This window comes from Maledivibacter halophilus (genome assembly GCF_900167445.1).
GTDB lineage: Bacteria > Bacillota > Clostridia > Peptostreptococcales > Caminicellaceae > Maledivibacter > Maledivibacter halophilus.
The window spans coordinates 43,430-53,916 of the sequence record NZ_FUZT01000023.1 but is presented as its reverse complement, the minus strand read 5'-3'; the positions used below and the strand labels follow the sequence as shown (position 1 = coordinate 53,916).

General features: G+C 33.1%; 9 protein-coding genes and 1 pseudogene. 2 read left to right on the top strand and 8 right to left on the bottom strand.

The features are described from left to right. The 6 genes and pseudogenes from mmdA to B5X81_RS25380 all read right to left on the bottom strand — a co-directional run. Positions 1-705: pseudogene (gene mmdA / locus B5X81_RS25405) on the bottom strand (methylmalonyl-CoA decarboxylase subunit alpha); the annotation flags it as partial. A 437-nt stretch (positions 706-1,142) separates the two neighbouring features. Next, positions 1,143-1,685, bottom strand: coding sequence for a hypothetical protein (locus tag B5X81_RS25400; protein WP_079495835.1), 543 nt, complete (start codon positions 1,683-1,685; stop codon positions 1,143-1,145). A 198-nt stretch (positions 1,686-1,883) separates the two neighbouring features. After that, complete coding sequence (locus B5X81_RS25395; RefSeq protein ID WP_170917611.1) at positions 1,884-3,638, bottom strand: hydantoinase B/oxoprolinase family protein; 1,755 nt, start codon at positions 3,636-3,638, stop codon at positions 1,884-1,886. Positions 3,639-3,641: 3 nt separating this feature from the next. Further along, entirely contained in the window at positions 3,642-5,684 is a 2,043-nt protein-coding gene (locus B5X81_RS25390; RefSeq protein WP_079495833.1) for a hydantoinase/oxoprolinase family protein, read from the bottom strand. Positions 5,685-5,728: 44 nt separating this feature from the next. Then, the gene (locus tag B5X81_RS25385) at positions 5,729-6,064 is read right to left on the bottom strand and encodes a cupin domain-containing protein (RefSeq protein WP_170917610.1); all 336 of its coding nucleotides are present in this window, start codon (positions 6,062-6,064) and stop codon (positions 5,729-5,731) included. A gap of 118 nt (positions 6,065-6,182) precedes the next feature. Continuing rightward, positions 6,183-6,725 (bottom strand): helix-turn-helix domain-containing protein, encoded by a 543-nt coding sequence (locus B5X81_RS25380; protein WP_079495831.1) that lies wholly within the window; start codon positions 6,723-6,725, stop codon positions 6,183-6,185. A 537-nt stretch (positions 6,726-7,262) separates the two neighbouring features. Between B5X81_RS25380 and pdxS the strand changes: the two genes are divergently transcribed. Both pdxS and pdxT read left to right on the top strand, forming a co-directional pair. After that, positions 7,263-8,141 carry a pyridoxal 5'-phosphate synthase lyase subunit PdxS gene (pdxS, locus tag B5X81_RS25375; protein ID WP_079495830.1) on the top strand — a complete coding sequence of 293 codons (879 nt, stop codon included), beginning with the start codon at positions 7,263-7,265 and terminating at the stop codon, positions 8,139-8,141. Further along, positions 8,131-8,709, top strand: a complete 579-nt coding sequence (pdxT, locus tag B5X81_RS25370; RefSeq protein WP_330397454.1) for a pyridoxal 5'-phosphate synthase glutaminase subunit PdxT — start codon at positions 8,131-8,133, stop codon at positions 8,707-8,709. Before pdxS ends, pdxT begins: the two co-directional genes overlap by 11 nt. A gap of 71 nt (positions 8,710-8,780) precedes the next feature. On the opposite strand, the gene B5X81_RS25365 is transcribed toward pdxT, so the two are convergent. Continuing rightward, the gene (locus B5X81_RS25365) at positions 8,781-9,485 is read right to left on the bottom strand and encodes a TVP38/TMEM64 family protein (RefSeq protein ID WP_208985136.1); all 705 of its coding nucleotides are present in this window, start codon (positions 9,483-9,485) and stop codon (positions 8,781-8,783) included. Between the two features lie 21 nt (positions 9,486-9,506). Next, a complete protein-coding gene (locus B5X81_RS25360; protein WP_079495827.1) occupies positions 9,507-10,481 on the bottom strand; it encodes a sulfurtransferase in 975 nt (324 codons plus the stop codon). Positions 10,482-10,487 lie beyond the last annotated feature (6 nt).

The window sequence follows — 10,487 nt, the reverse complement described above, 5'->3', positions numbered from 1 at the left end:
ACAATCTTCATCATTTGAAGCTACAAAATGGGCAACACCGCTTGTACTATTGTGGGTCATCGCTCCCCCAAGGGCTTCTGCCGTTACTTCTTCTCCTGTTACTGTTTTTATTACCTGGGGGCCTGTTATAAACATTTGGCTGGTCTGATCTACCATGTAGATAAAGTCCATTATAGCAGGTGAATACACTGCTCCTCCTGCACATGGTCCCATGATTGCTGATATCTGCGGTATTACTCCTGAGGCTATTGTGTTTCTATAAAATATCTTTCCATATCCTGAAAGGGCATCTACAGCCTCCTGGATTCTTGCTCCACCTGAATCATTTAGTCCTACTACTGGTGCTCCTACCTTTAATGCATTATCCAATACCTTACATATCTTTGATGCATGCATTTCTCCAAGGGATCCTCCAATTACTGTAAAGTCCTGGGCAAAGGCATATACTAATCTTCCATCTACCATACCGTATCCTGTAACTACTCCTTCACCGGGAGCTTCTAGTTTTTCCATACCAAAGTTTGTACATCTGTGCTTTACAAAGGCATCCAGTTCTACAAAGCTTCCCTCATCAAATAGAAGGTTTATTCTTTCCCTTGCAGTTAATTTTCCCTTTGCATGCTGTTTTTCTACTCTCTTTGCTCCTCCGCCTTCCATTATCTTTTGGCGGCGTTTTTTCAAATCTTCTAATTTGTTTACAGCCATTTCTTTTCTTACCTCCTATTCATAATAAGTAGTTGATCACTAATTATGTAATTTTACCTTTATTCTATCAAGCAATATGATATATGTACATATATTATATAAAGTATTATTTAACATATTATTTATTATCTTAATTTTTTTAAATTTTCTCTTTATTATATTAAAACTTCTTATTATTTTAATATATAGACATGTGATTAAGAAATTCATCTTAATTAAGTAGACACTGAGAATTCTTTTGGCTTACGTTATAAAAATCGTAGGAGAGGAAATTTCATAGCCTATTTCCGTTTATTTTTCTACAAAATAAAAACAAGGTACAAATACTTTTAATATTATATTTGTACCTTGATCTATTAATTTTAATTACTTTTTAAAAAGCAACTTAATCTTTTTCAAAATAGATGTAAACAAGTTCATAGTCATTAATAATATATTTATAAGCTTTTAATTTTAAAGCTTTCAGGCGTAAAATGATCAGGGGATATTTTTGCTTTTATCTTCATAGCTATGTAATATACCAATCCTGTGACAATAAGTGACTGCACAGTAGGTAACCCTATTTGATATATATATGTTGTAATATAACCTACTATTATTCCAGCTATAAAAGCTATTGTTGCCATCAAATTCCATCCATCATTATCTTCCCATTCCTTGTTTCTAATAAAAAAATCTACAAAAATAACGCCAGCCATAGGTGGATAACATAGAGCTGTTAAATATAAAAAATCCATAAAGTAATCAAGTATTCCTGATAAAGCAAATCCAATAGAAATAATTGTACCTATTAATGTTACAATAGAACGACCTTTACTAGAAGTCACATTTAATAAAGTTGAAAAAGATAATCCCATGGTATAATTATTAACTAATTGACTGGTCCAAGTTGATAACCACAATACTATAAAACCCCAAAAAGGAAAACCCAAGCTAGACATAACTTGAACAATATCTGCTGTCCCTTGGCCCACTGCCATTATTGCACCTACATATATAAGAGGAAATCCTATGGCAATTATTCCTAATGGAATAATTATATTGTCTTTGATTTAATTGCTAAATAAATTCCAAAAATGCATAGTAAAAGTCCCTAAATTATTCACCATAAATAAACTACTTTAAGTTTTAATTAATTTGGACTCCTAATGTTGTCTACCCATAACAGCTTTTATATACTACTCTTTATTTTCACAATGTTTTTTTCTTGCTGCTGTAATATCCTTCACATTAAGGGTTATTGGATCTATTATTACTCCATAATCATCATTTGCTTGTTTTATACTTACAAATTCATTTTTGACATCCATTGCAACTTTTTCTTCATGTCTATCAAATGGATTACCATATCCGCCGCCAGTTGCCGTAGACATTTTAACTGCATCCCCCTTATTTATTGGATACCTAGCATACTTTCCAAAGGGACCATCCACAGAACCATCGGCTTTTAGAATTTCAAATTCATTTCTTGATCCCTCATGTCCCCCTGACATTCCCCAAGGCAAGTATTTAAATCTACCAAAGGTACCAGTAAAGTAATTTCCATCATTCAACATCCTATATGTTCTTACAACTCCACTTCCACCTCTATATTCTCCTGCTCCTGCGCCATCAGCCCTTAATTTATATTCTTCTACGAAAAATCCATATCTTGTTTCCAGAACCTCTACTGGAATATTAAAAGTTTCACCGTCTCCAATACAAAATTGTGCATTTTCTCCATCTTTACCTTTACCAGCTCCCCATCCACCAAGGGAGGGACCTACAGCTATATATGATTCCTTTGTATCTGGATGAATACCTGCAAATACAAATCCACATACGGAAAGCAAATGTCCTGCTGTCAATTTATCTGGTAAAATAGGTGCCAGAGCCTTCCAGATTAAATCAACACCATAAAGCATAGTTTCCCAATAGGTTGAAACAGCTGCTGGTCTTTCTGCACTAAATATGGAAGCATCATCAACTATGATTTTCAATGGACTAAATACCCCATCATTAACATCTTGAGATGGATTAGTGGCTGCAAGGAATATTATTCTCACTGCTGATAACAGTCCAGCAAAAGAAACGTTTATAGGACCAGGCACCTGCATTTGACTTCCTCTAAAATCTGCAGTAAATTCATCTCCCTTAATTGTTACCTTTACCTTTACTTTAAAGGGACCATTTCCAACTCCATCATCGTCAATCCAATCTTCGGCTTCATACTCACCATCAGGAAGTGCCATGATTTGCTTTCTTGATAATTCTTCACTATTTTTCAGAAGCTTTTCTATAGCTAACAAAACAGTTTCCTTTCCAAATTTCTCACATAACTCGATAACTCTTTTTTCCCCCGTTCTCATTCCAGCTATTTGTGCCCACATATCTCCAATTGAAAGGTCTGGAAATCTTACATTGGCTTTTATTACATCGATTAAAGCTTCATTCATTACTCCTTTATTGCAAATTTTTACACATGGGAATTGCAATCCTTCCTGATATATTTCAGTTGAATCCACTGTCCAAGAACCTGGATCTTTACCTCCTACTTCTGTCCAATGGGCTTTATTCGCAGAAAAGGCCACAATATTTCCCTTATAATAAATTGGCATTACAAGCCCTACATCTGATAGATGGGAACCTCCACCACTATAGGGATCATTAATGATGATTATATCTCCTTCATTTATATTTCCTGTCTTTACAAACTTATCTATAACTTCTTTTACCATAGAATTCAACATTCCAATAAAACCTGTGGCACCATTTCCTTGAGTTAAAAGTCTTCCCTTTGCATCGGTTAGTCCTGATGCAAAATCAAGAACTTCGTAAATAACTGGACTTTTAGATGACCTTGCAACGGATATAAACATTTCTTCACCTATTGCATAAAGAGAATCTTTGATAATATCTAAGGTAAAAGGATTAACTTTTTTAAAATTTTCCATAATTTACACCTCCATATTAATTATTAGATTTCCATATTTATCAATAGTTACTTCCATTTGTGGGTATACAACAGTGGATGTAGTAACCTCTTCAATAATAGCTGGACCATCTATTTTCATACCTGGAGATAGCTTTTCTCTATCGTAAATATTTGTTTCTATTTTCCCAATAGATTCAAATGTTACAGGTCTTACTTCCTTAATAGCTTCATCAATAGAATAGGGTCTATCTTCTAATTCTTTAATCTCTACCTTTTCTACTTTTCCAAAGGCTGTAAGGTGTAAATTAACTATTTCTGTTAGACTATCATCTATTCTAAAGGAATAATTTTTCTCATGCTCCATATGGAATCTTTCAATAATTTCATTAATATTATCTTTGTTGATCTCTCCATTGGGTATTTGTACCTTAACCGTATGTTCCTGCCCCCAATATCTCATATCAAGATATCTAACAAAAACAACATTATCTTCAGATACTCCTTTTTCTTTGTATTCCTCTACAGCTTTTTCCTCAAGTGCTTTCCATTCATCATTGAATGTATCGTAATCAATTCTATCTAAGCGAATATTGAAGGTTTGTATATCATCTTGTCTTAAATCTGTCATTAACATACCCCAGGCTGAAAATACAGAAGCTGCCACTGGAATAATAATTTTTTTAATTCCCAGCTCTTTTGCAAGAGGCGCAGCATGCATAGGTCCTCCTCCACCAAAAGCTACTAAAGCAAAATCCCTTGGATCATAACCTTTGCGAACTGAAATCAATTTTAACGCATTAAGCATATTTGAATTTGCTATTCTTATTATCCCTAGTGCTGCTTCCTCAACACTCATATCAAATGGATCTGCAATTTTTTCTTTTACTATGTTTCTGACCTTTTCCATATCAACTTCCATATCAAAATTTTTAGCTGATAACCTTCCAACTAGAAGATTAGCATCGGTAGTTGTAGGTTCTGTGCCACCTAATCCATAAGCTACAGGGCCAGGTAAAGCACCGGCAGATCTAGGTCCTACTCTTAAAGAATTTGTACCATCAATCCAAGCTATGGAACCTCCTCCATTTCCTATTTCAACAATATCTACTACTGGCACTTTGATAGGATATCCAGCTGTTATATGGGTTTTTTCTATTTTATGATCTGTTGTGACCTTAACCTCCCCACCGTCGACAAGGGAGCATTTTGCTGTAGTTCCTCCTATATCAAAGCCTATTACCTGATCTTCTCCCAATAACTTACCTAACATAGCTGAACCAAAAATTCCTGCTACTGGTCCAGATTCAACCATATTTATTGGACTTTCCTTTGCCTTATCAAATGTCGTAGTTCCTCCATTAGACTGCATAATATATTTTGGAGATTTTATATTTATTTCTTCTAATTCGCCATAAAGCTTATCTATATACTTTGCAGCAATAGGTTTAACATATGAATTCAATACTGTTGTACTGGAACGCTCATACTCTCTCCATTCTTTAGTTATATTATAGGAGCCTGTTACATAAATTTCCGGCCATAATTCCTTAATATACTCTACAGTTTCTCTTTCATGTATGTCATTAATATATGAATGCAAATATACAACTGCTATAGCTTCTACTTTTTCTTTTTTAAAGTATTCCACACATTTTCTTACATCTTCTCTATTTAAAGGTTTTATTATTTCTCCCTTATAATTAATTCTTTCTTCAACTTCCAATCTAAGATATCTAGGAACAAATACCTTTGGTTTTTCAAACCTTACATTAAACAAATCGGGTCTATTACCTCTGCCTATTTCTAACATATCTCTAAATCCTTTAGTTGTTATAAGTGCAGTTTTGGCTCCCTTTCTCTCAGTTAGTGCATTTATAACAACTGTTGTTCCATGACTAAGGCTTACAACATCCTCAGTGGGAATTTTACTTTTCTTAATAACATCAATTACTCCTTTTTCAAAATTTGGAGGTGTTGTATGGGCTTTTTCTATACCTATTTGTCCATTTCCGTCAATATGTACAATATCTGTAAAAGTACCCCCAATATCAGTTGCTATACGCATAATCTTTTCCCCCTTATTTATGAAATTCCAACAAAATAAACAATTTAATCTTTCTTAATTAAAAACCAGATTAGCTCACAATCCTTATCAGTAGTATTTTTGCACCAATGCTTTTCTCCAGCTGGTATATAGGAAAAGTCACCTGCTTTAACTGTAGTTTTTTCTTCTTCTTTAGTTACAGATTCAACACATCCTTTGATAATGTATGAAAATTCATCAGCATCATGAACTCCAAATCCATTTTCTGGTATCCTAGTCCCACTTTTTATAACAGCTTTACCCATTTTTATTATGTTTTTACTTTCTTTAAAAGCCTCTATCATTTCATAGCCTCTAAAAATATCAGGTGATATTTCCTTTTCTGAAATAATCTTCACCATTTCCATCTCCTCTCTAAAAAATTATTTTAAATTTATAGATGAAATTACTTGAGATACCTATATAACTCGAATTTGGGAAAATTGCATAATATATAAAGTAATTATGTAATTTCCTCACTTAAAATACTAGTTGAGTTATTACACTTATTACTTTTAGCTCAATATCGGAATTATTAGATAGGGCATGGGGCAATGTGGAAGGAAAATGTATCGATTCACCTTCCTTTAGAATATATTCTTTTCCTTCTATTGTGTAGACAGCTTCTCCCTGTAAAACATAATGAAACTCTTCTCCTTCATGGGTAATTTCTTCAGTATCTCCACTATTAGGCTTTTTAACTAATAATATAGGCTCCAGTTTTCTTCCTTCAAATATGCCACTAAGTCTCTTATACTGCATATTAGACCTCTCAATACGTATAAATTTTTGTTCACTTTTTTTTCTAATAAAACATAAATCACTTTCTTCATCAAAAAATCTTTTCATAGGAACATTTAAGGCATCGGCAATCTTCTTTAATGAAGTAATTGTCATACTAGAAAGTCCTCTTTCAACTTGAGATAAAAAACTTACTGATAGTCCGGTTTTTTCGCTTAATTCTTTTAAGGTTATATTGTTTTTCTTTCTTATTTTTCTAATTTCCTTGCTAATTCCAATCATGCTTTTTCTCCTTTGATTTAAAATTTAAGTATTGGTAAAAATTTTTTATTTTTTAATGTCATTACTATTTACTGAAATAATTATAGTATAAACATATAAAATTACAGTGTCACTGTAATTTTTAATATTATATCATTAAATATATGATTTGTGAATATATTTTCTGAATTTTTTGTTATTTATTTTTATTCATTATATTTAATATGTTTAACATTTCATATTAAAAAATTTTCACTTTGCCATTTATCTTTGTCCTAAAAAATATATTCTATCTAAAAAAAATATTTAAAATTAAAATCTTACTTATTAGAAATAACCAATCTGAAAACTTAATTTATACAGCTTAAAAATATCGATGTTTCTGCGATTTTTTTGATGTATAAATTTACATTTTAATTTGGTTATCTATATATGAAAAATAATATTGACATAATAACAATTTTGTGAAAAAATATAATTGTAACGTTATTGTATGTGGTTGTAGAATATATATAGATACAGTTTAGGTACAATTAATTTTAATAAGGGGGAATTTTGATGAATAAAAGATACGAATTAAATAAGAATTTAGCTGAAATGCTTAAGGGCGGCGTTATCATGGATGTTATGAATCCAGAACAAGCTAAAATCGCTGAAGCAGCTGGCGCTTGTGCAGTTATGGCACTTGAAAAAATACCAGCTGATATTAGAGTTCAAGGTGGTGTTTCAAGAGCTTCTGATCCTAAAATGATTAAAGAAATTCAAGCAGCCGTATCTATTCCTGTAATGGCAAAGGTAAGAATTGGTCATTTTGTTGAAGCTCAAATACTTGAGGCACTAGAAATCGATTACATTGATGAAAGTGAAGTGTTAACACCTGCTGATAATGTTTACCACATCGACAAAAGTAAATTTAAAGTGCCCTTTGTTTGTGGAGCTAAAAACCTTGGTGAAGCTTTAAGAAGAATCGGCGAAGGAGCTTCAATGATTAGAACAAAGGGGGAACCTGGTACTGGTGATGTTGTTGAGGCAGTAACCCATATGAGAAAGATGAATGAGGAAATCAGGTACATACAAACCCTGACAAATGAACAATTAATGACTGCATCTAAGGATATGGGGGCACCCTATGAACTAGTTAAATATGTAAATGAACACGGTAAGCTACCCGTTGTTAACTTTGCCGCTGGAGGAGTTGCAACACCAGCCGATGCAGCAATGATGATGCAATTAGGCTGTGACGGTGTTTTTGTTGGCTCTGGCATCTTTAAATCCGGTGATCCTGCTAAAAGAGCACAGGCTATTGTAAAAGCTGTTACCCATTATGACAATCCAGAAATTTTGGCTAAAGTTTCAGAAGACCTTGGTGAAGCAATGGTTGGTATCTCTGTAAGTGACGTTGAAAAACAAAATAGAATGGCCGATCGTGGGTGGTAATATGGTTATAGGCGTTTTAGCTCTACAGGGTGCCTTTAGAGAACATATGAAATGCCTTGAAAATATTGGAGTTCAAGGTAAGCTTATAAAAAGTAATGAAGACCTTGAAGGCATAGATGGAATCATTTTCCCTGGTGGTGAAAGCACTGCAATGGGGAGAATTCTTGTAGACTTTAATATGAAAGAAACTATTTCAAATAAAATAAAAAGAGGTCTCCCCGCATGGGGTACTTGTGCAGGAATGATACTCCTAGCTAAGAAAATTAATAGAACCAATAAGGGTCATCTTGAAGTAATGGATATAGATGTAAAAAGAAATGCCTATGGTAGACAATTAGGCAGTTTTTCCACTAAAGAAATAATACCTTTAGTTTCTAAAGACCCAATTGAATTGGTTTTTATTAGGGCTCCATATATCACTAAAGTCGGTAAAAATGTAGAAATTTTATGTGAAATAGATGGTAATATTGTTGCTGCAAAGGAAGAAAATATGCTAGCCACATCCTTTCATCCCGAACTTACTGAATATGAAGACTTTCACAGATATTTTATTGAAATGATTAAATAATTATATACAAAAATATAGAGTGCATAAACTGCACTCTATATTTAATAAATATTGGACTTTAAAATATTATACTATTTCAGCTCTTCCATGTTAATACCTTTTTTCTTTGCAATATACTTCGGAATTAGAGAAATTAGAAATAGGATAATACCAGCCCCTGCAAATTTTACCAATAATCCTGCCGAAAAACCATTTGTTACTATCTCACCAGCCATATATGCATATATAAATGCTCCCGGCGCCATACAAATTAGCGATACAATAAAGTATGTGCTTATATTTATTTTAGTAAGTCCATAGGCATAATTTTGAAATGAAAAGGGAAATACGGGAACTAAACGAGTTAGTATCAAAAAGCTTGTTCCGTTCTTTTCAACTCCATCATCTATTTTCTTAAACATTTCATTCTTCCCTATTTTATCTTCAATCATACCCCTTGCCACATATTTAGCAACTAAAAATGCTGCTGTTGCACCAAGGGTTGCCCCTAATAACGATACAATTCCACCCCTTATTGGTCCAAAGGCTATTCCTGCAATTATTGTAAGCATTGATCCAGGAAGCATAAATACACATGATGCAATAAACACCAATACAAAAACCAGGTATCCCAAAATTCCAAAGGATTTAAAAAAAGACTGCATTGCCTGAACATCCTGAATTTTGCTAACTAAACCTATTTTCCAAGCTATAAAAAATCCTATGGCAATAACTAATACAGCAATTATTAATTTTCCTAAATCCTTCTTTTTGCCTTGCTCTTTTACCTTTGCCAAAAGAAACACCTCCATATCATATTATTTTATTTCTCCAGTTTCAACTTCCAAGTCCTCATGATAGCTCCATTCTATCCATGAACCATCATAATTTTTTACATTTTCATATCCTAACAAATGACTCAAAACAAATGTAGTATGGGCTGAGCGAACTCCCGATTGGCAATAAGCGATTATAGTTTTATCTGGAGTAACTCCCTTTGATTCATATATTTCTTTTAATTCTTCTACAGTTTTAAATGTAGTATCTTCACCATCTCCTACATTGATAGCATTTTTGTATTCAATAAATACACTTGAAGGAATTCTTCCCTTTCTAAAGGCTCCACTCTTCAAGTCCTTTCCAGTTGCTTCTTCGATAGAGCGGGTGTCTAGTATTATTACATTTGGATCCTTTATTCCAGACTTAACATCCTCTAGGGTTGCCAATTTACTTAAATCTTCTTTTCCATCAAATTTATATTCTGTTTTAGTTATTTCCGGTTTTTCAGTTGTTGTATCAAGTCCTGAGGCCTTCCACCCATTTATTCCACCATCTATAAGGGCCATTTTTTCATGACCAAGCATCTCAAGCTGCCAGAAAAATCTTGCTGCATCATAATCCCCCTTGGAATCATAAAGTAAAACCATAGTATCATTATCAATCCCAATTTCACCTAGAAATTTCACCATTTTTTCAGCATCTGCTCTCATTCCACCAAATTCATATTCATCTTCATTTGCACTATAATCGGGCCTCCATATATTAATCGCCTCTGGTATATGTCCTAATAAATATTCAGGAGCCTTTCTAATATCAATTACTACAATTTTTTCATCGGATTCTATTAATTCCTTAGCCTTAATAGAACTTATTATAAATTCTGGATTAGAATATTCATCATATTTCGTTTCTTGCTCTTTAAGTTCTGCCTGGGTCTTTTGATCCGGTGCACTACAGCCCATCAATCCCAAAATCATGGATAAAGCTAAAATTATTGATAATAACTTCTTCATAAATTT

Coding starts and splice junctions, on each gene's coding strand:
- B5X81_RS25390 (WP_079495833.1), bottom strand. CDS start 5,684: ATGCGTATAGCAACTGATATTGGGGGTACTTTTACAGATATTGTACAT.
- B5X81_RS25380 (WP_079495831.1), bottom strand. CDS start 6,725: ATGATTGGAATTAGCAAGGAAATTAGAAAAATAAGAAAGAAAAACAAT.
- B5X81_RS25385 (WP_170917610.1), bottom strand. CDS start 6,064: ATGGTGAAGATTATTTCAGAAAAGGAAATATCACCTGATATTTTTAGA.
- B5X81_RS25360 (WP_079495827.1), bottom strand. CDS start 10,481: ATGAAGAAGTTATTATCAATAATTTTAGCTTTATCCATGATTTTGGGA.
- pdxS (WP_079495830.1), top strand. CDS start 7,263: ATGAATAAAAGATACGAATTAAATAAGAATTTAGCTGAAATGCTTAAG.
- B5X81_RS25395 (WP_170917611.1), bottom strand. CDS start 3,638: ATGGAAAATTTTAAAAAAGTTAATCCTTTTACCTTAGATATTATCAAA.
- B5X81_RS25400 (WP_079495835.1), bottom strand. CDS start 1,685: ATGGCAGTGGGCCAAGGGACAGCAGATATTGTTCAAGTTATGTCTAGC.